General features: G+C 52.3%; 13 protein-coding genes and 1 pseudogene. 7 read left to right on the top strand and 7 right to left on the bottom strand.

Annotation, left to right across the window (positions count from 1 at the left end; translation table 11 throughout):
- Positions 1 to 17 precede the first annotated feature (17 nt).
- The 5 genes from Pla100_RS05280 (at position 18) to Pla100_RS05260 (ending at position 12,347) form a co-directional block, all read left to right on the top strand.
- On the top strand, positions 18 to 7,925 hold the full coding sequence (locus Pla100_RS05280) for a hypothetical protein (protein WP_146576672.1): 7,908 nt from the start codon (positions 18 to 20) through the stop codon (positions 7,923 to 7,925).
- A complete protein-coding gene (locus Pla100_RS05275; protein ID WP_146576671.1) occupies positions 7,922 to 9,157 on the top strand; it encodes an aminotransferase class V-fold PLP-dependent enzyme in 1,236 nt (411 codons plus the stop codon). Before Pla100_RS05280 ends, Pla100_RS05275 begins: the two co-directional genes overlap by 4 nt.
- Before the next feature lie 149 nt (positions 9,158 to 9,306).
- Positions 9,307 to 9,912: a class I SAM-dependent methyltransferase gene (locus tag Pla100_RS05270; RefSeq protein WP_231602746.1), complete on the top strand. Its 606-nt coding sequence runs from the start codon at positions 9,307 to 9,309 to the stop codon at positions 9,910 to 9,912.
- A gap of 264 nt (positions 9,913 to 10,176) precedes the next feature.
- Positions 10,177 to 10,431: a hypothetical protein gene (locus Pla100_RS05265; RefSeq protein ID WP_146576670.1), complete on the top strand. Its 255-nt coding sequence runs from the start codon at positions 10,177 to 10,179 to the stop codon at positions 10,429 to 10,431.
- A 104-nt stretch (positions 10,432 to 10,535) separates the two neighbouring features.
- A complete protein-coding gene (locus Pla100_RS05260) occupies positions 10,536 to 12,347 on the top strand; it encodes a hypothetical protein (protein WP_146576669.1) in 1,812 nt (603 codons plus the stop codon).
- Between the two features lie 3 nt (positions 12,348 to 12,350).
- On the opposite strand, the gene Pla100_RS05255 is transcribed toward Pla100_RS05260, so the two are convergent.
- From Pla100_RS05255 to Pla100_RS05225, 7 genes and pseudogenes are all read right to left on the bottom strand, one after another.
- Positions 12,351 to 13,442, bottom strand: a complete 1,092-nt coding sequence (locus Pla100_RS05255) for a glycosyltransferase family 4 protein (RefSeq protein ID WP_146576668.1) — start codon at positions 13,440 to 13,442, stop codon at positions 12,351 to 12,353.
- 351 nt (positions 13,443 to 13,793) lie between these two features.
- Positions 13,794 to 15,047, bottom strand: a complete 1,254-nt coding sequence (locus tag Pla100_RS05250; protein ID WP_146576667.1) for a glycosyltransferase family 4 protein — start codon at positions 15,045 to 15,047, stop codon at positions 13,794 to 13,796.
- Between the two features lie 63 nt (positions 15,048 to 15,110).
- On the bottom strand, positions 15,111 to 17,210 hold the full coding sequence (locus Pla100_RS05245; protein WP_146576666.1) for a hypothetical protein: 2,100 nt from the start codon (positions 17,208 to 17,210) through the stop codon (positions 15,111 to 15,113).
- Positions 17,207 to 17,971: a class I SAM-dependent methyltransferase gene (locus tag Pla100_RS05240; protein ID WP_146576665.1), complete on the bottom strand. Its 765-nt coding sequence runs from the start codon at positions 17,969 to 17,971 to the stop codon at positions 17,207 to 17,209. The genes Pla100_RS05245 and Pla100_RS05240 overlap by 4 nt, the downstream gene beginning before the upstream one ends.
- Complete coding sequence (locus tag Pla100_RS30345; protein ID WP_197167716.1) at positions 17,964 to 19,244, bottom strand: ABC transporter ATP-binding protein; 1,281 nt, start codon at positions 19,242 to 19,244, stop codon at positions 17,964 to 17,966. The genes Pla100_RS05240 and Pla100_RS30345 overlap by 8 nt, the downstream gene beginning before the upstream one ends.
- Before the next feature lie 83 nt (positions 19,245 to 19,327).
- A complete protein-coding gene (locus Pla100_RS05230; RefSeq protein WP_146576664.1) occupies positions 19,328 to 20,272 on the bottom strand; it encodes an ABC transporter permease in 945 nt (314 codons plus the stop codon).
- A 317-nt stretch (positions 20,273 to 20,589) separates the two neighbouring features.
- Positions 20,590 to 20,790: pseudogene (locus Pla100_RS05225) on the bottom strand (ISKra4-like element ISRma1 family transposase); the annotation flags it as partial.
- A 407-nt stretch (positions 20,791 to 21,197) separates the two neighbouring features.
- On the opposite strand from Pla100_RS05225, the gene Pla100_RS05220 reads away from it, so the two are divergent.
- Positions 21,198 to 22,865 (top strand): hypothetical protein, encoded by a 1,668-nt coding sequence (locus Pla100_RS05220; RefSeq protein ID WP_231602745.1) that lies wholly within the window; start codon positions 21,198 to 21,200, stop codon positions 22,863 to 22,865.
- A gap of 148 nt (positions 22,866 to 23,013) precedes the next feature.
- Positions 23,014 to 24,051, top strand: a complete 1,038-nt coding sequence (locus Pla100_RS05215) for a glycosyltransferase family 2 protein (RefSeq protein WP_146576663.1) — start codon at positions 23,014 to 23,016, stop codon at positions 24,049 to 24,051.
- Positions 24,052 to 24,576: the final 525 nt, after the last annotated feature.

The following is a 24,576-nucleotide window of genomic DNA, read 5'->3' as shown; positions in this document are numbered from 1 at the left end:
CCGCATTATTAAAGCCGATGACGGCCACTCGCCTAAAATTGCGATGGGTCACGCTTTCATTTTCGGTCGTTTGTTGGGCCTTTTGGGCCGGTTGTGGGATTGCGGACGAACCGCAAAGCGATGCACTCGAGCCTGCGGAAACAGTCGAAACAGTCGAATCAGTCGAATCAGTCGATGCCGTCGATGCCGTCGACCGGACGGATTCGCCTCTAGCGACGTCTTCTTGGCGTGGCCGGTCTCCTCGTTGGATCGGGCTTTATGGATCGCAAATCGCCGACTTGGTTCCCGAAGACTTTCGCCCGATCTCGATCGATGAACTTAACCAGGCCATTCTTGATGATGATTCGGCCGACGACGATATGAGTGATTTGCCGATCACCCGCTGTCTTGCTCTCGCCAAAGTGACAAGCACATCGGTTGATTCGCCAGCGACGCTCGGAGACGCTCGGCAAACGTCCGAGTCGATCTTGCAAAGTTTATCGACGACGCTTTACTTGCCCGGCCAACCAAGCGATTCCTCGTCACGGCGATTTCGATTGGGGCCGTTGAATTTGTCGGTGCGGCGATCAAACGCCACTGCGGATGAGGCGGCTCCTCCATCGTCGATCCTGTGCGGCCTACGAGGGGACACTTATATCGTGGGCTCGCCGGGTGCTGAGGTAACGATGGATTGGTCGCTTCGGTCCGAGCTAACTCATTCAGGGCAGCAATGGTTGATCCGCTTACCAGACGCCACGGTGACGGACTTTTATGTTTCCGTCGATGCCAATGAAAGCATCGATGTCGAGCGGGGAACGGTCGAGCCTGTTGATTTCAAGAAGATCCGATCCATCGCGAAGATCGACACCGCCGAAGGAATCGGCCGAGCCTGGTATCGCATTGCAGCGATCCCCCAGTCGACAATCCGTTTGACCGTATCACCTCGACCGACCAAGCCTTCTGAAATGACGGTCGTCCGCGGATGTCGACTGTCGGCGCGATTGGTTGGTGACCAACTCAAATGGTCGGCTCGTTTGACCTTGGATCGTCAACCTAAGTTTCCTCCGATTCGCTGGGAGGGTGGCGAACTCACTTCGCTACAACGCGACGGTCGCGAGATACCATTGGATCAAGATGCGATTGAATTGAAAGCGAATAACGAAGGTCCACGTTCGACTTCGACGCTGCTGGTATACGAAGGCGTCAGTTCCGTCCCGAACTCAGGTACCCGATTGCCGTTGCCGAGGCCGATCTTTGATGCCAACCAGTTTTTCGTGCCGCCCCAAGCATGGCAATTGCAATTGGACATCGAACCGACTCGGTTGGTATCGGATTTTCAACTTCCCGGAGGCTGGACGATCGGTAGCTCGAGCATCGCATCGACGACATCATCCATCGCGAAAACACCAGCGATCTCATCTGAAGTTCTTGCCGCCCAGTCCAATGACTTGAGCGTCGAAACAGCGACAAGATGGGTCGGATCGGGGCCCGCGCCGACCGACCAAGACCCGTGGTCGATTAAGATCGAACGTCAAGATGCGTTGGTGTTTGCTAGTCACCAAATTCGTTTCGAAGTGGATGAAACGTCGATCCAAGCTCGCGCCAAGTTGATTGTCGAAATGCCCTCTGGTTCGGTCCGACCGATTACTTTGGAGGTGCAAGACGGGTTTCAATTCGATTTCGTGGGTGTCGGCGCGGCGCGGCGGAACGTGACCGCTCAAGTGAGCCAAGGGGCATCGCGTCGATTGACGATTTGGCCCGGTGCCGATGAAGTCGAAACAGACCAGCATCAGCACGGTCGTTTGACATTGTATGTGAATGCTCGAGCACGACGCGGAGCGATTCCTGAACCACAAATTACCGAGACTCCCGTCAGTGTCTCTGCACCGACGAAGCGACCGCTATCCCCATCCCAGGCCGATGAGCGCAGCCCGTCCAGCGCCGTTCCGGCTTCGAACCAATCTGTTGGTAACAACCAAGCAAAAGATCCCCAACGACGAACGATGCTTGGACCCTTATGGTTGATGCGAGTCAATGACTGTCCCGGTCAGTTGTTAGCGACGATCATTCCCCCGGCGAACTTGAGTTGGACGGCAAAAGCGGCGATCGATCCGTCGCGGATCGAATTTGCCGATCTGAATTCCGAGCAGCGGCGATTCTTTGCTCCATTACCCGGTGATGCGATCGTATTTGGGGGCGCGATTGAATCGACGCCGCTCGTCGAACTAGAAAACCCGGACGTTGATTTATCGGTATCGGTTCGCTCGATCATCGGTTTGGGCGGCGGTTCCGGTGCACCAATCGTCGCCGAACGTTCAGACCCGCGATGGGAGTCACTGAGCCGAACGATCGAAGTCAAGACCGAAGGTACGTCAGGGGTGATTTCGAGCATGCGTATCCGATTTGCCGGACGCGACGGCGATGACGACCAAACTTCTCGTATGAGTTGGTCCATCCGCATGCGGCCGGATGAGCCGGAGATTCCGATCGCCGATTCGGACGTCGCACGGCAATGGATCGAATCGATCGGGGTATGGGAGCTCCGTATTGCTTTGCCGGCGAAACATTCCAATCAATCCACGTTAATCGGCCGCCAGCAACGATCGATCGTGGGGAGTGTGGCTTCATCGGACGGTGTGTGGTTAGGGCTTCCCAACGTTCCAGACGCGGCATCCCAAGTGGCGGAGGTTTGGATCGATCCGTCGCTGCAGTTGCGCCGTCAAACCGATTCGCTGTTGGGTGTTCCGGCCCTAGCCAATCCGCTGAATGCCAACGCGATCTCCGCCAATTCGTTCACCGCCAATGCGGAACAACCGGTGATGAACCAAACTTGGTCTAGGTTTCGCTACGAAGCCGATGATCAACCTTGGATCGAAGTCGAACGTCGTCGCTTCGCACCTCCGGCCGTCTTGGTCGTTCAGCAAAGGTTGCAGTGCATCGCATCGGTCGGTGGCACCGATACCTTGCGATTAAGTTGTTTGGCACGGACGGACTCCGATCTGCGACTGTCCTTTCCGGCAGGCTTGCAGTTGACGAAAGTGCGACTTGACGGCAACGTTGTCACCCCCAAGATCATTCCAGGTCAAGGAGCCGTGATTCCCCATGCGAAGGATCCCGGCTGGGTCAGTTTGATCGTCGATTGGATCTCTCCGGCCTCGAACGATCGTTGGTATCGCTGGTATGAATTCCCCGATATTGAATTGAATGAATTGGTCGTTGATGCCCATCAAGAAGTCACGATGGCATCTGGGACTTTAGCACTGCAAACGACCTTTATCCCGTGGCTACGGGATTCGTCCACTGCCGTCCTGTTAGTGCCCAGCGGAATGGTGGGTGGAATCGGATGGTTGTCCGCTTTATTGTTGTTGGGGCTCGCCCGCATGACGGGCATCCGTGGTATCCCGATCATCACTTCGGGTATCGGCTTGGCGATCCTTGCCGGTATCCTGTGGCCGTCGACGATCCTACCGATGGCGTCATTCGTAGCCTTGCCGCTGACGCTCGCCGCGTTGCAAGGTTCCACATCGCATTGGCTTCGCCGCAATCAAGAACAAGCCGATTCCAATCGATCGCCGTCGGACGCATGGACTTCATTACGCCGTTTGGACGGGCCACGCCAGCCTGGTGATTCGGTTTCCCCGAGCGGGCAGACTTACGCCTCGGCGGGCTCGAATCGTTCGTCCGGTTTACCGGCGACGCAAGTTCATGATGCCGGACGAGATGAGAACTCCAATGTTGATTTTTCATCATCGGCGATCTTGCCTTGGATCATTGCCGTTTGGTTGAGTCTTTCGTCATCGTGGCTTGATCCCACCAATGCGCATTCGCAGGAGACGACCGATCAAGTTAATCGAGTCGAGGGCAAGGGTAAGGGCAACGACGAAAAAGGTGTTGTCACCCCAACTCGGTACGATGCGAACGACCCGGCCAGACCTGCGATCGATGTGTTGGTTCCGTTAAAAAAAGACGGCGAGATTCTGGGCGACAAACTCTATATCCCGGAGGCATTTTACAACGAGCTGTTTTTCAAGGACGTCGGTCCGCGAATCGAAAACGCACTGATCGCGCAGGCCCAATATCGATTGCGATTACGATCGACCAGTTCACTCGAACGCGACGCGAACGAACAATCGGCGGCTGAGCAAGCGGCGGCGATGGTGGAAGCTCTTCAATCCGGGGACTGCGTGCGGTTACAGGTCGACCTCGGCTTGACGAGAATAGGCGACGCCAAACGCTTGCGATTGCCTTACCAGGCCGAGCAGGTTCAAGACGTTCGCTTGCTCGATTCCGTCTCGGCCAACAGCATCGTCGAAGCAGGATTGCCGCCTCGTTTCGGTCGCGACGAAGACGGGTGGCTGTGGATCGAAACGGCTAGTGACGAGGATTTGGCGGTGCGATTGGTTTTGCGTTGCCAGCTCGACTGGGATTCGCCTTGGGCATCAGTCAACGTGAAGATACCAACGCTGGCGATTTCTGAGCTGACGATTCAAACCGAACGCAACGTGCATTCGGTGATGATCCAAACACCAAGATCGAGCCGATTCATTCCATGCGATCAACCGTCGATTAACGATCCGTTCGCGTCCGATTCTCGCACGATCGCGATGGGAACGATGTCCGCGTTAAATCTTCGTTTTCGGTTCGACGATTCGTCAACCGCCGTGCTGCCTTGGAACGATCCGGATCAGTGGCGAATTCGCTATTGGATTTATGCACAGAAAGATCGCACGGTCGTCGAATGCGAAATGGAACCTCGGCTCGAACTCCCCCCACGAGCGGTCGTGAGTTTGCAGTCGACGCTGCCGGGCGTCGAGTTGTTGTGTCAAGATTGGCGAATCGAACGGCGGACGATTTCCGAGGACCCGAATAATGCGACGGGGTCTGAATCACTGCGGATGGTCTCTTTAGCGTCTCCGAAACAACCGATCCGCTTGGGTTGGTCGATTCCCACGCCGGCGGATCTTCGCGCCTCCTCCGGTGACGCCGCTTGGGAGGTTGCTCTGCCTCAAGTTTGGGTTGGAGAGTCACCGATCGAATCCATCAGCGATAACGTTTCGATCTCGGGCGATAATCTTCCTTGGACGGCGTGGACTTTCTCCAGCGAGGTGCAAGCGAATTGGTCCGAACCGCTTCCCGTCGAGCCTCTTGCTGTTGATCAATTCTATTCCCAGTGGTCGGGATACCTGCGATCGATCGATCGGGCCACGGTCGGATTCGTCGGCAGCTTGAAACTTCGACCGAAAGAGAAACCGCGAACGCAGTGGTTGACTCGGCACGCCATTGATATCAACGAGACCGAGCAACGCATCAAATTTTTAGCGGAGATCAAGCCTCCCGTTTCACCCAAGGAGATTTCAGTATCGGGAACGTCTCAGTACTCATTGCGAATGCCGTCGGAGGCTCGCATCTTGGATTGGCGGTATGCAGTAGCCGATGGGCCGGCGATCTCTCCATCTCGCGATTTGACGAGCGAGTTGCTCGATAACGCGACCCAACCCATCGCGACCAAGACTGGCGAAACGACCGCTAACGCGAATGCTACACCCCACTCGACGATGGTCCCTTGGAAAGTCGTTCGTCGTCGCACACCCGACGGCGATCAAACGACGCTGTATTTCGATGGACCGGCCAGCGGTTTTGTGATCGAAGTCGACGCGGTGCTACCCCATGAATCGATCAAGTCCAAACCAAACACACCCAAGTCATCGCCTTCCGACGGTGCATTCAAGCTGGGTTGGATGGAACTCGAGCACGTATCGGGTAGCCATGCATCACTCGATGAAGCGGAATTTGAACAAATTCACGATCTGCAGATTACCCGATCACTCGATACTTATTTCAAATGGATCAAGTCGCTCGATGCCCAACGCATCACCGAACCATTGGAGGATGCCGCTGCGTTGCTGACCGCCGGGAAGGTACTCGTCGAGCGATTCACAGCGACCGGACCTCTCGGTCGAGTGGTCGGCGATGCCCGGTTTCGGGTTCGCAAGCTTAACTCACTCTTCGATGTGGATTCTCGAATTACGTTGCGATGGGAGGAAGGCCGATGGACCGCTCAAACGGATTGCGAAATCAAAAGCAAGTTCTGTCCCGATTTCATTGACGTGGCACTGCCGACCCGTTGGTGCGATTCATTGCAGATTGATCCATTGTGTGTTTCGTCTCGGCAACCAACTTTGGACCCAGCGTTGCAGGTCATGCGGATCGAGTTGCGTTCCGCTGCGCCGGAGAAACAATCGTCTATTCTTGAAAAAGCATCCCAGTCGTCGGAAGCCCAAGCGGTCACGACCGAAACTCAACCGGTTCGCAAGTTTCGACTGGTCAGCCGCTTGGCGGTTAGCGAGACGGCCCGGGTCAGTGTTCCCGATATCCGCATTCTCGATGCGCGTCGCCATCGGATTGATGTGGTCGTTCCGACCCGGCTGACCAACGAACAGGTCCGATGGCGGAGCAATTTCGCGGGACCGGTGGAAAAACCGCGTTGGACGGTTTCGTCGCCGATGCGATTGCCCGATGACTCCGCATCTTCCGTCTACGCGGTGACCTCGCCTGGATGGTCGATCGATTTGGAGACGTTGCCTCAAACGAATCGACGCGCCAAGTGTCTCCACGCCGATCATCGTGTGCTCGTTCGTCCGAATGAATCGCGGGCGTTGATGATAAGCCGATTCGACATTTGGCCCGGTGATCAGTCGTTCGTGAGGCTGAGTCATTCGGGGGCTTCTGAATTGCTCGGTGTTTGGGCCGCGACGCGACCGGCCGACCTGCAGGAACTTGAATCCGAACAGGATTCTGACGATGACTACAGTCAGCATGAAGTCCCGATCGAACCAACCAGCCGGGAGCTAAAGCAATGGGACGTACCGTTGCCGCTAAGCCGGCTCAGTCAAACGGTGGAAGTGTTAACGTCGTTTCGATTGAGAGATTTCCATTCACCGCTATCGCCGGATGAATCATATTCGCTATTGTTGCCCAGCTTGGTCGGCGTGAGTGATCCCGACGAAGCCGCCACAATCAGTTGGTGCGAGACGACCGACGTCCGCAAGCCGTTTCGGTCAAATGCTGCCGATTGGATCGAGTCACCGATATCGCCCGAATTGCGATGCCAAATCTTAGCATCTAGTTTGGTTCGAGCGATCGCGGCTTCGTCAGACGCGTTGGCCGATCGACGCGACGAGGAAGTTGCGGTTTGGATGCGTCCATGGTTGAAACGCTTTCATGTTTTATCGCGTTCGGTAGGGCGAACGGTAGGTCAAGACGAGTTGCCGGACAACCAGGAATCGCCAACGGATTCCACCGAAAGTTCAGTGGTTCGCAAACCACCGGTCGTAACGCTCGATGAATTTGATGTCAATGAATCGATCGTTCTACCGTGGTCGGAAATGGATCGCTTCATCATGAATCAAGAGACCCGTTATTTTGCCGGAGATTCCGAATCGTTCGCCAGCGTTCCGCTTTCCAACACCGGGGTCACGGTTAATGATTTAGCCGACGGTAATTGGTCAGACTTCTTGTCGCTATCAACACCGCCGGGTTATCTGCCGCGTTGGACGTTTCAATGGAGGCAACGTACCTTGCCGGTTGCCCGGTTGGCATTGCATCCAGGTTGGATACCCGAAACCACTCGCCAACACATCATGCGAGCTGGGGTATTTGTGGCGGCAACCGCGTTCGTTTTTGTCCCCGTTATCTTTCCACTCGCTCGAAGAAAATCTCATCGAAATGGACATCATGAAGAACCGAAATCGATCGTGACTTCGGAATCGAATCAGTCGTCTTCTGGCAACGGATTGCGTCATCCGGCCGCTTGGTTGTTCGCATTGGGGATGATCGGTTTGCTCCTGATGCCGATTCCAATGTCATTGGGGCTGATGTTCGCCGCCGTCGTGATGAGCGGCATCGACCCCGGGTATCCGGCCCTGCGGCGTTGGTGGGGGGCATGAAAACGAATCGTTTGTATCTGGATCACGCCTCGACGAGTTGGCCCAAGGCTCCGGGGGTGGTTGAGGCGATGGTGGAGTTCATGGTCGACACCGGCGCGAGTGCGTCGCGTGGCAACTATGCCGCCGCGCGACAGGCTCAGCGGATTGTCGATCGTGTCCGACGCCGTTTAACAGAACACGTCGAGGCGGAGTCGTCCGCTTGCGTGACGTTTCATTCCGGTTGCACTGCGGCCATCAATGCGGCGGTTCACGGGATCTTGCGACCGGGTGATCACGCCGTCGTTTCGGCGGTAGAACACAACTCCGTCCTGCGTCCCATGTACGCAGCCACGGCTGAACCTGCATCAAGTGGTTCTACGGATCAGACCGCCAACGTGACCGTGGTGCCGTGTGATTCCCGCGGCGACGTGTCCGTACAAGCGATGATTCAGGCGATCACCCAACGCACTCGAATGATTGCATTGACTCACGCGTCCAATGTGACCGGAATCATCCAACCGGTTGCGGAATTGTCCCGAGCAATCGCAAGAATCAATGAGACACGTCGTCAATCGGGTCATGAACAAGACCGCATTTGGTTTTTGTGTGACGCCGCTCAAACGTTCGGCTACTTTCCCATCAACGTCCAACAACTCGGCGTCGATATCTTGGCCGCGCCGGCACACAAAGGTTGTGGAGGCCCACCGGGAATCGCGATGCTGGTACTGTCGCCCCCTCTGCACGACCTCATTCGTCCGACGATTCAAGGCGGCAGCGGCCAAGACGGACTGTCCGACCACATGCCGGCAACCATGCCCGGCCGTTTGGAAGCCGGAACGATGAACGTCCCAGCGATCGCCGGATGGGATGCGGCACTGGACCGGATGGTCCAGCGACAGACAATGTCAGGAGCCATCCCAGAGGAGATTACCGTCTTGGCGAATCGACTGCACGACGGACTCGCGCAAGTCGACGGCATCCGTGTCGTCGGCCGTCGCGGGGAACTGCCCATCGCCAGCGTTGACTTCGGACCGATGTTGCCCGCCTCGGACGCCGCCGCGATTCTCGACCAGGATTTTTCGATCGACGTTCGCGCCGGATATCATTGCGCTTCCCGGTTGCACGACTATTTGGACACCCGAGCCCATGGCACGCTAAGGGTCAGTGCCGGCCACGGAACGACCGAAGCGGATCTCGACCGCGTGATTGCTGCGATTTCGGAGATTTCTGAATCGCTTCCGATGCCGGATTGATGGCACGTCCTTTGCTTTTACAATTCGAGATTGATTGATTCCCACCGTATTGAGAGCCATACCGAACAGGGGCCTGAGCCTCGCAGGCGAGACCCCAACGGGTCAGATCCCTTTTCGGTTAAGCACTCAATGATCACCCGAGACCCACGATGGCATTCACGCTCGAACGTCCCCTAGCCTCGACATACACACGGCGTGCCGCTTGTGTTTTCAAAGCGTGGTTGAAACAGCCGACTCAAGTCGCCACGATTTTTCCAAGCTCGGTGTTTTTGACCGAACGGATTGCCAGACGAGATTGCGTCCGTTCGGCCGACACGGTCGTCGAATTAGGGCCCGGTGCCGGAGGGACGACACTCGCTTTGTTGGAATCGATGAAGCCCGACGCCCGACTGCTCGCCGTCGAAAAGACGCCCGATTTGGCCGACGCCTTGGCTGAAATCGAGGACCCACGCTTGACCAGCCGACTCGGGGATGCGGCCGATTTGATCGAGATTTTGCGTGCTCATGATCTGACGAAAGCCGACGTGATCGTCTCAGGGATTCCCTTCAGTTCGATTCCGCGAGCGACCGCCAAGCGAATTTCTCGATCGATCGATGACGTGTTAACGCCCGGCGGCACATTCATCGCCTATCAATTGCGGGACGACATTCTGCATTTCACCCGACCGCTCTTCGGTACCCCCCACACGCAGTTCGTGATGCGAAACCTGCCGCCACTGCGAATTTTCACTTGGACCAAACGCCTGCAGGGATAAGCTCACGGCCAAGATCGGCCGCATAACGGCCGGGAAGCTTCTTGGTTACCGATTGGCACAACGGCGTGTCGCTGTTTGTTACAATTAACGGCTGCTTTATGCGGTGTTGTCCACGAATCCGATGGTTCTAATATGAATGAGAGTCCTGACTATGCCGCTAATTCGGTAGGTGGAATCGTTGATTGATACGGTTGCTTTACGCCAGCAACATCCCGCACCGATACGATGGAAACGAGACCATGCCGAATCAAGTCGAAAATCAAAATGGCTTTGTTTTTCGGGATGCGAAATGGAACCGCAGTGCACGAAGAGTCCGGTAGCTCCGCAGCCCCGTCAACGATTCCGGCCGAGATCGCTCATCGCTGCGGTCACGAGCGTTTGACGTTGGTTTATCAAATCGCCCCAGATAAACCGCCTACGGTTTTAAAGCCAGAAACGGCGAACTCATTGCCCGGCATCAACAATTCGGAAAGCTTCCTGAGCCAAATCAAACCCACCGATTCGGCTGACCGGGCATGATCTCAACCAAATACCGAAGTTATTTCCAATTGCTTCCTCGGTGAAAAATTCTGATACAATTTTTTATCAGTCATTTTATCCGTCTAGCAATACGTGGTTAAATCATGCCGTCAGCCAAGTCTAATTTAATCTGGTTTGTGATATTGATTGTTGCCTTCCCTTTGAATATCTCAGCAAATCCATCCGATCGAAACCAATACGCTCCGCTTGATGTTCACGCAACTATTCCTGAAGCAAAAGAACTTGTTGTTCGGACTTACGCAACCAAAAAGAAAGTTTGGGATCTTTTTTTACATTGTCGGAGCCTCGAAAACCAAGCGTCAGCTTATCCAAGCTCCCAGCTGATGGCGGCGATGGGCGATTTGTTCCAAGCCATCCGGGACTCAAGACATTTGCAGCAGATGGGCGAGCCAGCTGGATACGACCTTGAGCAAAGGCTGCGAGATATAGGCGGAGGCATTAACCATCTGATTGTAAGTTGGGGGAATACTTTAGAAGGTCAAAAACTTAAGGTTAAACTTGATGTGAGGCTAAAGAAATCACTCCCCAGGTTACAAAAAGTCATCAACCAATCGCAGCAGTTTTTGGCTCGCAATCAGCTCGATGCATTCGAATCGCTGATGGAGAAAGAAGGCTTAAATCTTGTAATTGAAACCTCGCCATTCGATCCGATCACGCGAAACCAATACAAATTGAATTTTGATGAGGTGCTTGCCGCAGGTGACGCGATGATCGCCCAAAACCGTGCGGACAGGTATGCTCAAGCAGCCAGGACGGAGATCGAGAAAAACTTGGAAATCGCCATGAGTTTCCAAGCACGTGGCGAGGAAATTCGGGCCGAGCTCGAGGGATCATTGACGAACACGGATGATCCGATCGTGACAATTGAAACCGCGATGTCCGAGCTTCTCGAAGCGTGGGGCAGGAGTTCCGCAGCGGTAATTCGAGCACACGCATTGGAGGTCGCCTTCAATCTGATCGACTCAAAAAATGGAAATGCGCCCTCGCAAATTCAACAAGCATTGGGCAACTTAACCACAGAAGGCATTGAATCCTATGTGACTACGATTGACATGATAGCGGCGTCCCAGTCGCCAATCGATGTGCGGCGAGCATTGGGCTCTTTGCTGCATCATATCAGTGTTGCTCAGCGTCGTTTAGGCGGTCGGTCCGATCGCCTGTACGAAGCATGTCAATTGAGCTTAGAAAAGATGGCTTCTCTATCCCCCGAGTTGCCGGGGCAGTTGGCAGCCTACCGACTCGCGACGGACGAACTAATGCATTGGCGGTCTGCATTCGCAAATGCCAGTTCGGCTCATCTTCGCAAAAACACATCGAGTGCCGCATTTCTTTTGTCGATCGAATCGGAGTCATTGGATCCCGAAAATCCTTCCGGCCCTAAACGAATAACAATGGTAGGCCCCCCCAGTTTGAATCGAGAAGCAAGTCAAATAATTGTCGATGCTGCGACGCGACTTATAGGTAAAAGTGTTTCGGGTGGGCCCGCGCTGCGAATTTCTTCGAAAACACCGCTAGCAACAATCCCATTTGACGGTCGCGTTTATGCTGCAGTGTTGCTATCACCATTGGCGGATGCCGATTTGGATCACCTGCGCAGCGACATTGGTGTGACAGAAACGCTTGGTCCGTTGAGTATCCATTCCGCCGAGGCCGAATCCGCTGCGGAGATGCAGGATTTTGAGACGATTGTCGGTGAGATCGTGGGCGTCACCTTAGAATCTCGCTTGGTTCGGTTTGCTACACTGCCCGATACAGGCTACTCATTAGTCCCTCTTGGAACGTTGCCAATCCTGGAGGATTCTCAATACCCTGCTTACCTTGGGATCTGTTGGCGTCTCGACGTTCGCTCTACGATCGCTCAAAGCAAATACTTCCGTGTTTCCAAGCGGCAATAATTGTTATTGTCTTAACGCTTCCTCGTAGAACTCCGCCGTCCTTTGCGCGCTTGTATCCCAACAAAAGCGAAGTAGATTCTCTGTCCCCTCGTCGATAATTGGTTGTCGGACGTTCGGGTCACCGATCCGATTCACTTGCTGAGCAATGTCGGTGGGCAGATGAGGATCAAAGAACAAAGCAGCTCCACCTGCCACTTCGTGAAAGACAGGAATATCACTACAAACAAGTGGACATCGGAACGAGTGCGCCTCTAGGCATGGCAATCCAAAACCTTCTTGAAAGCTTGGGAAAACTAAACAACGGGCTGTTCGATAAGCGCTCGAAAGACCAGCGGTTGATAAGCAGCCAAGATGGCTAACGCGATCGCTTAATCCAGATCTTTTGATCCACGCTAGCTCGGCCGACGAGAACGGGGGGCCGATAACATGCAAGCCGACCTTCGGCGGCCATGCTGACGTGAGCATGGCGTACAGCAAGTTGACGAAGTTCTTGTAGCCATAGCGATTGCCAATGAAGAGTGCTGCATTCATTGAACCTGCCATTGATTCTCGTACGGTCGACTTTTCACTTAGTAGATGCTCATGTCCGAGCGGGATGACCCTTGCTTTCGAGGTTAGATGTGGCTGATAAGCGGTCAACTCAGACGCAGTCGCTTGCGAAATGCATGACAGCAAGCATGCTCGCTCGTATGCTTGCTGCTTGACGGAAATGCCCTCTTCCAGTTCCCGGATCCCGATGTAAAAATGCGACTCCGCAATCATATCATAGACCGTATTGACGGTTTTGATCCCGTCATGCAATGGCAGGGTGAATCCAGTGGAGTGAAAAAGGTCTGCGTTTTTCAACTCTTTGGGAACGCTTCGGTTTGCCAGTCGACGCACGATGCGCTTTGAAAGGCTATATCGTCCAATCTCTTCACGGCCATTGTCTTGATAAACGCGAACTCCCCTGGGAATCGGTTGTTTTGCTGCTGAACGTAGCCAGAGGGTGTAATCAATCACCTGGCTTGTCCGAGACATGATTTCGAAAAATACTCGCCAGATACCTTTTTGTTGAGCGTTTTCAAATGCGATACCGTCAATCCAAACTTTCATTTCACTCGCTCTAATGACAATGAGTCATGAATAATTGTTTGACACTGCGCGATCTTTATACGCCCCCGTTGCATAGAAACTTGAGCGGATGAAAGACTTCTCCGACATGCACAATGTGTAGTGGCTTCAATCATAAAAACAAAACGTAAATGCAATTCATCGGAACGTTTAACAATCAGTTGTCATTAGAGCCTATCCGAAAAGGGGTCTGACCCTCTCCGGCGATGCCAAAAATGCAACCAAAAATCGACTCGCCTCCAAAGGGTCAGACCCCTTTTCGGATGGGCTCTTAAAATAGCAGAACTAACCTATTGATATTCGAGTGACACGCTTTAATCGCGAGTTTTCGATCTACTCTCTAGTCTCGATGGCATCATAGTACGTCTGTACCGTTTGCTGACCGCACCTTTCCCAGGAAAAAAGCAAGGCACGATCTAGACCTTTCTGTGACAAGTCCGTGCAAACCTCAGGTGCACTCGCAAGTTGTTGCATCGCAGCGGCAAGGGATTCTTCGCAGTTTGCTGGAACCATAATCCCCGCATCGCCAACTACCTCTGGCAATGACGAATTATCAGAAGTAATCGTGGGCGTACCACACTTCATCGCTTCCAATGGCGGAAGGCCGAATCCCTCGTAAAGTGACACGTACACGAATGCAATCGCACCGCTGTAGAGCGGTGCCAGATCTTCATCTGGAACATATCCTGTGGGTAAAACGCGTCCGATCGGGCTGGATTCGATATCACGCATCAGCTCGTCAAGGTGCCAGCCCGTGGCTCCTACCAGTACAAGATAAGTGTTTTGCGGGAAAGCCATGTAATTGCGTTCAAAGACGCGTATAAGGTGCCTTAAATTTTTACGTGGTTCAAGCGTGCAAACACTCAGGAAATAAGATGCTCCTGCTGGTATGCCGTACTTGATTCGAACCTGGTTTATCTGGATCTCGTCTTCGCATGGTCGAAAACAATCTCCGGCTGCTAGTGGGGTAACTCGCACTCTGTCGGGATTGAGATCGCGGCGGTAGTCAAGGAGGTCAAGACGTGTCGCTTCTGATATACAGAGCACCCAGTCACTCGGCAGGATACTCTGAATTGTTGCCTCGATCTGCAACGAAATTCCATTCTCGAATAGACTTGGGAAACGAATCGCAATCAGGTCATACACTGTAATGACTCGCACCGGACCCTTCCCCGGCTCTCCATCGGGAAGTTTTCCGAACGGACTATGTAGGACATCAAAGCCTTCAAGGAGTTTCTCGTTAAAGGTTGCTCGCTTTTTTAGTTCATCCACGGCGGGAAGAATGGGGGCAACGAGACGATAGAGATGGCTGGCTGCTATTCGATTCAAGGGTTTTGCGAGTAGATCGAGGCAATGGCGCCTCCAAATTGAAGCAACGACAGGGGCCGCCATCTCGGGGTCGCTCCTTGACATTTCGATCACATCATCTAGATGGTTGTGGTTGCCAAATGCCGTCCACGAGAGATCGATATCGTCGCGCGCGATGAGGTATCTTGCGATTTCATTCACGACACGATAGACACCTGTTCGTCCCTTCTGCGATATGCGAGCTGCACCGAGAACGGATGCATCATAGAGGACTTTCATTGCAATTTCTCAATCCGCATCATATAAAGGTTGTCAACGCATTGCGACACGGTTGCAATGCAATCACTCTGGGCGTTGCAGCTCAACCGAGTAGATTCTAAGGTTTGTGGTGGGCTGTGGTGGCAAACGAAAGAAAGCAGCATCTGCGTCGGGAGGCGACATTGAAAAGACAAGTGCTGTTCTTTGTTTTATGACTCGACTCACAAGGGACTGTGACAACGGAATAATAAATGTCTCCCGGCCGGCCACTTTTCCAGAGTAAATTTTCGTTCCCCCGAGAGACAGTTCAAATTGCGAAGGCTGGCTTAGAAACGATTCGGCCTCCAACTGTAACTCTAGCTCAGGAAGTTGGCCGATCGCAGGAATCACCAATGTACTAACTCTTCCGACCGTAACTACGGAATCGGTCAGGTTTGTGTCGCTCTCCATCACAAAGCCACTTTGGTGTCTTGCTAATTCTTGCATTGACCACCGATATTCACAATCTTCACGCGTAAGCTGGTCTGTACATTTCAGAAGGGCGAAAACGCCGTTGTCTGTGTTTCTGTGCCCCATGAAGTCGACACAGTGTATCGCACCTGTTGCGTCACAGAGTTGCGATTCAATGCTCCGTCTCTCGCCAAGTATGAGTGTTAGATCACGTGGCACCGCGATCCGAAAGCCTTGTTTTCGCCAGGCGTTTGCTTGACCCGCCATCCACGCCCAAGAACCCATGTTGTTAAATGACCGAAAATAAACAATCGATTCATTGGTGATCTCGCGAGGCGGGATGCACTTAGGAATCGGGTGCAAGTCACTCGGGTGCTTGTCGATTTCTGCTGGCGGTTCAAGAGAGACTGAAACTATGGCAATAATTGTTGCTCCAACGAATACGCAAACCGGAGCGGAAAGTCGATCTCCAATCCAGCCCGAGATAACCGTTAGGCAGATAACCATATTCAATGCGATAATTGCATAATTAAAAAAACCATTAAACGCAAACATTTCGCCGTCCATCATCATTCCCCAACGAATCGTTAGTATATGACAAACAAGCGACAGAAATAAAACCATCTTGGTCCATCGAGAAACGGCACAATGCCTTACTGATGCGTGATGCCCTCTTGATTGCCAAAAGGCAAAAGCGGTACCGGCTAGGCCAGCAGACCAAGCAGCACAAATCCAACCGTGTGTCTGCAAGAAAGCAAGGCCTAATTTCAGGTCGGGTACTTCTTGGCTGCCCCAAAACGAATAGAAATTTAGGTAGTAAATGAAAGAATCAAGCATCGTGTGATCGAGTTTCCGGTTTACTATTGCGTGCTCAATAATTTTCGCAGTGTTGCTAAACCGTTCGGACTGAAGATCAATTACCAACGGTAGAATAGATACCGCAATTGCAGCGATCGAGAATGCTATTTGCTTTGTTGAAACTGATGTTACTAACGAGCGTCGCAGGGAGACATCGTGTTTTCTTGACCGTTGAAGTAAATCATAAAAAATGGAACTAACAACCATGATTGTAAGTGGCACCACGAAAAGTGGCTGGGCGACATGTCCGTGTACACAAAAGCAGCAAGATAATACAAATGCCCATAGCCAGTTTCGGTCGCCCGCTAGAATGCACGTCGCGGTGACTAGCATGCAAAAAAAAGGCATGAGCAACTGATGCGGTGGCCAGATGCTCGTGAAGGCGTAGCCTGTGAGTTGGAAATAAGCCAAAAGGATCATTGCTATCAAAATCGCCGAATGCGAGTTTGTCATTCTGGCTCTGATCGCAGTGACCGAAACTGCCCAAAACAATGATTGAAGTATAATTCCTGTGAGGATATGTGCGTTGTGTTCGGCCGGACACCATTTAAGCCAGTCGTAAAATAGTTTTTCTCCTCCGGCATAAATATAGAAGAATGCTGGTCCTGGATGGGAGAATCCGAATCGGGAGTAATTCCCAAGAACTCTTTCTAACTTGGCTGCGTCGTCGATCGCAAAACTGTTTGCAGCGAAATCGCCGAACTCAAATTGCGGCTGCGAGAATAGTAAGTCAAACTGCAAGAGCACATGAAACGCAATTGTAAGAACAGCTGCCCAGCAGAAGAACTGCGTCGTTTTTAACGTAGAGGCTTTTGAGTCAGTGAGGTCATTCGACTGCACATAACGATCGATGCAAGGCTTGAATTCGTTGTTCACTTGATGATTACCGCAATCAGGCCGGTCGGGATCTGGTTCCAGGATCGCGCAGCCAGTGATTCCAATCGTCGAATCCCACGTTGATGAACGAGGGAACCGACCGGTAAGCCGATTTTCCTTGCTATTTTCAGGAGGTATCCTATTGTTCCTTCAGTACCTACGGCTTCGGCGCGGCACAAGTGCAGCAGAAGTTTACGAGTCGGCAACATGAGCTCAGGAACTATTTCCACTCGCGCGTCTGGTGCAAGAGATTCAATCAGCGAAGTCAGGCTACCCTCCGTGTAGTAACGCAGGTGGGTGGGGTCTCGATATGTCGAGAACACGAGGTTGAAGGAGAGCATTTCATCCGCATTTCGTGGGACAGCGAGTATGACTCGATGTTTGGTGACCCTTAGCAATTCTGCCAGCGCAGCCCGGTCGTCTACATGCTCCAGCACGTCAAAGCAAAACGTCGAGTCAAATTCTCCGTCGGAAAAGGGTAAGTTGGTGATATTTGCCAAGGAAAAAGTTGGCGAAGAAAAACGAGTCCGGGCTAATGTGAGAAACTCACTATGAAAATCGATGCCGGTCGCCTTCATTCCTAGTTCATCGCAAAACTGTGTGTAGGCACCTCCCCCGCAACCCGCATCAAGAATTCTTGGGCCAACGAGATGCGTTTCCAGGATTCGTGAGCGGTTCGGTTCAAGCTCGCAGGAAACGCTGCCCCATTCAAAGCGGACAGCGTTTTCAACAGAGTATTCATGGCTAGGAGTGTTATTCAAATTGGCCTCCTATTCTCCATTGGAGGCACGGGCGTACGACTCCTGGCAAACGTTCTGCGGCAATGCCATGTCCTTCGACATCAGTGACTTCAAAACAGATTGCGTCTTCTTGCAAGAATTTGCCGGCTTCCATGGGTATTCGATCGACGCCTATGTCTACAGAATATATGCCTTGATTGAGTAGATTCTTGGGTACGATGCAACTTACGGAAAGAGTATTGTCTTTGTTTGACGACGTTTGAAATGTGTTTGTGGTATTGCTACCGAAGACGGTGACATTCGATTGGTTTCTCAGCAGAAATCCGATTCGTAGATCGTCGATGTTATGAAGTAATTCGAAAGTAAATTGCAGTACAATTGCTTGGCTCGTCGTAAAGATCGGGCATGGGGTTCCGTCTTCGCTTGTAGAGGAGAACTGGATCGGGCGGATTCTTGGTAATCCTTTCAATTGTATTTCCGTGTTGGAACGCCATCGCCATATTGCCGTCCCACGTTCTCCTTGAGTGCGCACATAATTATTGACAATTTCGTCGAGGTCGCCTATTGCGGTCATCCTGCCTTCTTCAAGAAGGCAGGCTCTAGTGCATAGGCCACGCACTGCGGCCATGTTGTGGCTGACGAAAAGCACCGTTCGACCGTCGTTTGCGACCTCCTTCATTTTGCCAAGGCACTTGCGTTGAAATTCAGCGTCGCCAACCGCAAGAACTTCATCGACAATGAGAATATCAGGCTGCAAATGTGCCGCGACTGCGAATCCCAGTCGCACTCGCATTCCGGACGAGTAGCGTTTAACTTGGGTATCAAAAAACTTCTCGACTCCTGAGAAATCGACTATGTCATCGATTTTTCTGCGGACTTCTTTGCGTGACATGCCGAGCAAGGTTGCATTCATGAATACGTTCTCCCTTCCCGTCAGATCAGGGTGAAACCCTGTTCCGACTTCCAACAAACTCGCAACCCGCCCCCACATGTCGATCGTTCCGGTTGTCGGGCTTGTAACACGCGAGATTAGTTTGAGAAGCGTGCTTTTCCCGGCGCCGTTCCGCCCAATGATACCAAAGACTTCACCCCGCGAGATTGATAAGTTTACGTCTTTTAGGGCCCAGAAATCAGGATCGCTTGTTGTATTGTTGGTGTTCTGAGCAGACCTAGGAGCTGTCTGAAAAATTCGGCGGGTGATGCTGGCAGCGAGGTCAGTCAAAGAATCGGTTTGTGTAAGACCAAGGCGATAACGTTTGCCGAGCCCTTCAACTTGGATTGCAGTATTGACCATCACTGAGTTTTTGCCCGAGTGTTGCACGTCAAGTCCCCGAGTGTTGCACGCCAAGTCATTGACTCGCGGTTGTATATCATAGTTTAGACAATGTCTGCAAAAGACGCTTCCGTTCTTCGGAAAAACACCAATCCGGTTATCAACAGTAGTGTTGTAAGCCCCAGCGACGACGCGAGGGAAATCCACTCAGGTGGCGGCGTTCCGAGAAGCGACCAACGAAATCCTTCAATCATTCCGAACATCGGGTTTAAGCGTAAAAGCCATTGCCACTGTTCGGGAACCAAGGATGTCGAGTAAATCACTGGTGTGAGATAAAGAAGCATTTGAAGGAAAAAAGGGACGATTTGTTTGACGTCGCGAAAACGCACGTGAAGCGCCGTTAGCCAAATACCGCCAGCCAAAGAGGTTAGCATGACTCCGCCGAGGAATAACGGAAAGCAAAGTTGGGTCACGTTCAGAGGAAATCCGTAGATCACCATCATGCAGACTAAAACTGCGAATTGAATCACAAAGTCGACGACTGGTACCGTTGCCGCCGATAGGGGCAGGATCAAACGAGGGAAGTAGACCTTCGTTAGGATGTGTGATTGCGCAACAACACTATCAGATGCCCCACTTAGCGAAGACGCGAACAGGTTCCATAGTACAAGTCCAGCAAGCAGAAAAACCGGATAAGAGGTATCTTGCGAATTTTCAAGGCCAGCGAATTTGCCAAAAATAAGCCAAAACACAAAAGTTGTAACGACCGGTCGAAGAATTGCCCATCCAACGCCTAGCACACTTTGCCTGTAGATTAGGGAAATCTGTCTCTGCGTTAAAACAAAGAATAAATCTCGATAGCGAAAGACTTCACCGAGGTCGGGTAGGCTCCACCCAGAGACGGGACTTATGCGCGTGTGTGGTAGTTTGAATTGCTCAATTTGAGAAGCGGGCATATGAGTTAAAATCGCAACGCTAATCGAGGATTGTGTTTTACCGGAGTTCGGTAGAATTCGAATGATAAGTTCCAGCGGTATCTTTGCGGTCATTTTTTCAAAACCGCGAAAGCTTTACTTAGAAATCAAACGTGTTTCCTGAATCGAAAACGACCTTTCAATTCAAATTCAAAACGCTCACACTTCTTTCTATTTGAAGCTCGAGTTTTGGCAGTAAACTCAGCCTAGTCAGGCGAAAGATCTGGAAAATGCCCAGAAACCTTCGAGAATACACTCTGATTCTAGACCATTCAAGGGTGTAGCTAGACAACGCCGCTTTCACGTCCTTTTGTCTTGTTAAGTCCTGGCTTGGCAAGCCGTTATCGGAGATGACTTGAGGACTAAAAAAAAAGACGACCTTCCGTGTGCTTACTGAGATGGATCGTCTCCATAGTATCGATCGAGAAGTTGCCGCCGAAAACCATTTCCAGATAGTCATCTGCTATATTGAAGGCCACTTCGGCACAGACTGCCTGCGAAATTTCCCGAAGCAGGAAAGGCCAGCGTGATGGCGGTGATTTCGTCCTAGCACTCACCGGTCGCAATTGAATCATTTTGTTCTTTTCAGGGGCTTCGTTTTTACATCTCGCTCTCGAGGTTCGGAGACGAGGCTTCGTTTTGATGGGTCGGGGAAATCATTCACCGAACCGGGCCTGAGAGTTGACGCAGCGTCTTGTGTGATTGCTGGCTAGAGTCAGTTTCGGCTTCCGGGTAAGTTTTTCTAGGTTGATTTTTCTTTGAATATCGGTCGAAAATGCCCGAAAGCTTGGCATTTAAGAGAAATACCCATTCGGCAGAGGGGGTGAGGTTAGCTGCCGAGAGGGGTGGTGGCGTGCTATTGCGCAGGTCGAGCGTCCGGATCTGCCTCACTCCAACGGCAAAATTCCGAGGGGTACCTTCCCTTCAAATCCTGTTGGTGCGAGCAAAAGACAGTTACAATCGAGGTGTGCTGTCGTTTCATTTCTGCGAGTCAACCTAGATGTTCACTTCAAAAACTCTTCTTGTATTCGTGACCATGCTAATCATGGAACTCACTTGCATGCATCAATATGCTTCGGCCTACACCTCGAAGGACCCCGAGGTCGTTGCGATGATCGATGACGGTACCGATTATCTAGCAAAAAATTTCAAAGACACACTATACAAACTTGATGTTCCCTTCTCGGGAGGATTTGGGGAGCATGCCTTGGTGGCTTATGCTTCCATGAAATTAAAGCACGATCCGGCTCTTCCGGTTGTGCAGCAAGGAATTCGCTCTGCTCAGGCATTCATTCAAACGATGGGGAGAGATCCTGGTGGTCATGAAAGCAAGACCGTTTATGTTGCTGCCGTTTGCACGCTGCTGTTCGCCGAAGTCGATAGAGCAGCCTATCTCAAAGAGCTTAAGCTTTTAGAGAAGTACTTTCGGAAGTCACAATATGGGAACGGAGCTTATGGGTATGCTGGAGAGCGAGATGGTGATGTATCGCAGACCCAGTATGCAATGCTTGCCCTTTGGACAATGGACCGTGCTGGACTCTTGATTGATTATGAAGGAGTTGTTCGGACGATCAAGTGGTTGCTTCGTGTGCAAGATCCGAGTGGTGCGTGGCCATACCAGGGTGTCGACCCGGGCAAAGAGACTCGAATTAAACAGCCATTGACTAAGCTGTCGATGACGTACGCAGGAGGAAGTGCTCTTTTAATTGCTGCTGATATACTACGATTGTGGGGCGATGAAGCTCAAAAGTTGGCTACCTATCCTAACTTGCCGGAGGCAGCAAGACCTTTGGTCGATGGATTTGAAAACTTAGGAATTAAGCGACCCGATTTCGCGGTTGAGCCGATCTTGACTTCGATTAAAGATGCGGACACGTGGCTTGCGAAAAACAAAGATGTCAAAGCTGATTGGCCCTACTACAACATCTACACCGTCGAAAGGTACGAAAGCTTCCGAGAAATTGCATTGAAATTAGAGAAGAAGCCGAACGTTGCCTGGTATAACGAAGGTGTTTCATGGCTGAGATCCAGTAAAACCGGGAAGAGTGGATGGCCTGCTGGAATTAGATACAGCACGGCCCCGGTATCTACGGCTTTTGCGGTGCTCTTCCTCAGTCGCAGCACTCAGAAGGCGATCGAGCAAAGCCAGGAAGGGACGCTCGCAGGCGGGTTTGGTCTGCCGGGGGACACGACCAATATACGTGTTGATGGTACTCAGATCAAAGGCGAAACGCCCGCAGCAGCGGTCACCGACTTGCTCGATATACTCGAGGGGGATGGTGCCGATTCTCTTGAAAGTAAATCGCTTCCTGAAGACATGAAGCTCGCGACCGAGCCGACCGCGCGGAAAGCGCAGATCGATCGTTTGGTCCGGCTGTTGCGTGGTTCTTCGTCTTGGCAGGCTCGTCGCGTCGCCGCTCGCTTGCTGGGGCAAAGTGATGAAATTCGCGTCGTTCCCGCTCTTATTTTCGCGCTCGACGATCCCGATACCACCGTTCGAACGTTCGCTCGGGATGGGTTGCGTTTTATTAGTCGTAAGTTCGAAGGTTTTGGGCTGGAGATCGTACGCGGCGACAAGCAAGATTATGGCAAGCTCCGACAAGCTCAACGGTTGTGGCGAGAATGGTATCTAACCATGGATCCCGGCTACATCTTCGTTGCCGAATGAATCGGTATCCGTGTTCGCCGTTAACATTCCGCTCGCCGATGGACATGAAAATGGACATGAAAAACAGTAAATCGTCGAGGGTTTGTGAATCTTGATTACATTTCGCGGCGGTCGTGGTGTCCCAAAACACTGAGGCAAGGATGGTTCGGTGAGTTCCAAGCGAGTTTCCCCTGAAGCGTGCCAGTCGGGGCGATGGCCGTGGGATGACGACGTCGTGCCAGTGACAGGGCGTGTTGATACGCATTCCGTGTTAACACGAATCACGGTGATCACACCAAGCTATAACCAGGGGGCATTTTTGGAAGAGACGATTCGGTCGGTGCTCGGACAGAATTACCCGAACTTGCAGTACATCGTCGTCGATGGGGGAAGTACCGATGAAAGTCATCAAATTTTGGACCGTTACGAATCCCAGATCGATCATGTGATCCGCGAGCCGGATCGGGGGCAGTCCGATGCGATCGGCAAGGGGCTCGCGCTGGCGGACGGGGAATGGTTCAATTGGATCAATTCCGATGATCGACTCGAACCAGGGACGTTGTGGGAATTGGCTCGGTGTGTCGGGCCGAAGACGGATTTGCTTGCTTTTCGCGTCAAGGTCGAGGACGCTAACGGAAATTCCCCAGTCGATCAACGCTCAATGATGTACAACTCGAATCTGTCGGCACTGTCTATGTTACGATGTGACGACTATTCATTTAGCCAACCTGGTCTTTGGTTCCGCATGGACCATTTGAGGGACTGTGGCGGAATCAATCCTGCGCTGAACTATGGATTTGATTGGGATTTGTTGGTGCGATACCTCGCCATGTTCCCGCATGTCACTTACTCGGATCATGTGGGCGCGATGTTTCGCCTTCATGACCAATCCAAGACCGTGGTGGAGTTGAGCAAAGCGGATGTTTCGGAAAATCGATTTCAACAAGAAAACGATTGCATCCGAAATCAGCTTGAATCGAGTTTATCACCGGGCCTCGCAAAAGCCTCGCGTTTGGGCCGACGCCGCAAGCCATGGAATGATCGGATGGTGGCGGTCCTCGATCAACTCGATCGTTCACCGGCGGGAGCGGCATGGCAACTATCCAAAGAGATTTGGCAAGACCCAGCCGCTCGGGTTTCGTGGCGTACTGTTGGGGCGATCGGTCGATTGCTCTCGCGTTATGTCCGGCCATCGTTTTGGAAGTGAGCCGTGGGGGTCAACACGTTGGCATCTGCATGTTCCCAACTCGTGCTTTGTCAAGATAAAAAATTAGCGTTAGTGAAGTGAACCGACGGCGCTACCGGGCTGTTGATTTAATCGTAACCCGAAGCGTAAGCGAGGGATGAGTCAGTTTCAATGATCCCTCGCTTACGCAGCGGGTTACGAAAAAAGTGCAACTTCAAAACTCACGCTTCGGGTTTCGATGAGGGCTAAAACAAGAGCCCGCTAGCCGCGGGTATTGCTCGACACCCGACGCTAGTGCTTCGTCAATATTTGAAATGAGGGTTGGCTTAAAACGTGGCACGGTGGTCCCCACCGTGATTCTCTACGGAGGACCGTCGAGCCACGTTGCTGACACCCTAAAGTCAAATGTGGACAAAGCACTAGCCCGGATTATTCACGAGCCTTTGTCAGTTGGCAACCTTTGATCAAGTTTGGCTTTGGTCGCTGCTTGAGCCGAATCGCTCCGTAAGGCCCCCTTTCCCCCAGGAACCCTTTTGGTCGCTGAGG

Origin of the sequence: Neorhodopirellula pilleata (assembly GCF_007859915.1) — a bacterium.
Taxonomy (GTDB): domain Bacteria; phylum Planctomycetota; class Planctomycetia; order Pirellulales; family Pirellulaceae; genus Rhodopirellula; species Rhodopirellula pilleata.
Note: the sequence above shows the minus strand (reverse complement) of the source record. Positions and strands in the feature narration are given on the sequence as shown.